General features: G+C 60.6%; 3 protein-coding genes and 1 pseudogene. All 4 read left to right on the top strand.

Translation table 11 applies throughout. From position 1 onward, the window contains the following. Positions 1-135 (top strand): annotated as a pseudogene (locus U8U68_RS21875) (virulence protein); the annotation flags it as partial. 7 nt (positions 136-142) lie between these two features. Beyond that, the gene (locus tag U8U68_RS21880; RefSeq protein ID WP_437124465.1) at positions 143-343 is read left to right on the top strand and encodes a DUF4314 domain-containing protein; all 201 of its coding nucleotides are present in this window, start codon (positions 143-145) and stop codon (positions 341-343) included. A 1-nt stretch (position 344) separates the two neighbouring features. After that, positions 345-650: a DUF6809 family protein gene (locus U8U68_RS21885; protein WP_322204572.1), complete on the top strand. Its 306-nt coding sequence runs from the start codon at positions 345-347 to the stop codon at positions 648-650. Positions 651-788: 138 nt separating this feature from the next. Further along, a partial coding sequence (locus U8U68_RS21890) for an amidoligase family protein (RefSeq protein WP_322204574.1) occupies positions 789-1,056 on the top strand: 268 nt, incomplete at its 3' end.

Genomic DNA, 1,056 nt, shown 5'->3' on the forward strand with positions numbered 1-1,056 from the left:
TTCCTGCTCCGGCTGGGCTTTATCGGGGCCGAGTTCAAAGACGAGCGGAAAATCCTGCTCCGCAACCTCTCCGGCAACAGCGCGTTCAAGTCCGGCAGCAGAGAGGAGGTGGCCGACCATAAAGTTTCCGCGTAGGGAAACGGTGGAGCACATCCGCCAGGAGTACCCGGTGGGATGCCGGGTGGAGCTGCTCCGTATGGACGATCCCCACGCCCCGCCCATCGGCACCAAGGGGATCGTCCGGGGAGTGGATGACTCCGGCTCCATCATGGTGGCCTGGGACGGCGGTGGCTCCCTCCATGTGCTGTATGGTGTGGACGAGTGCAGAAAGGTGGTGGAGTGAAATGCGGAGCATCATCCGTGAGTTCTACCTGGGCAATCTCTCCCCGGATGCCACCGCCATTAAGCAGACCTCGGAACTGAAAAAGGCGGTGCAGGAGGTGTCCGATGCCGAGTCGTTCCTCCGGGAACACTTGGACGGTGAGTGCCTTGCCGCGCTGGAGCGGCTGGTGTCCGCCCAGCTTACCACCAGCACCACCACGGCGGAGGAACGCTACTTGGACGGGTTCCGTACCGGAGCCAAGTTCATGCTGGACATCCTGACCGGCGAGAGTGAAAATCTGGCCCCGCTGGTGCAGGCCGAGCTATAGACTACACAATTCCAGCCCCGAATGATCGTGTACTTTATAGGTGCGAATTGACTTGCTATATCTCCGTTTTAGAGCGAATATGTCACTACCGAAAGGGGAAACACCCCGCCGGACACACAAAAAACGGAGGTCAGCACCATGAACGAGAAAATGAAAAACCAGGTCGCCGAGATGAAAATGCAGACCATCGGGGTCGAGGTGGAGATGAACAGCATCACCCGCCACGCCGCCGCCAAGCTCGCCGCCGAGTTCTTCGGCACCGGACGGTTCGAGGACACCGCCTACCGCAACGGCTACTACACCTGGTCGGCCTGGGACGCCCAGGGCCGCGAGTGGAAGTTCCAGCGGGACGTGAGCATCGAGGGGCCGGACAGCGAAAAGTGCGAGATGGTCACGCCGATCCTCA

The sequence above is a fragment of the Acutalibacter intestini genome (genome assembly GCF_034334985.1).
Lineage (GTDB): Bacteria > Bacillota > Clostridia > Oscillospirales > Acutalibacteraceae > Acutalibacter > Acutalibacter intestini.

Excerpts from the sequence above, each read along its gene's own strand:
- U8U68_RS21885 (WP_322204572.1), top strand. The coding sequence starts at position 345 with ATGCGGAGCATCATCCGTGAGTTCTACCTGGGCAATCTCTCCCCGGAT.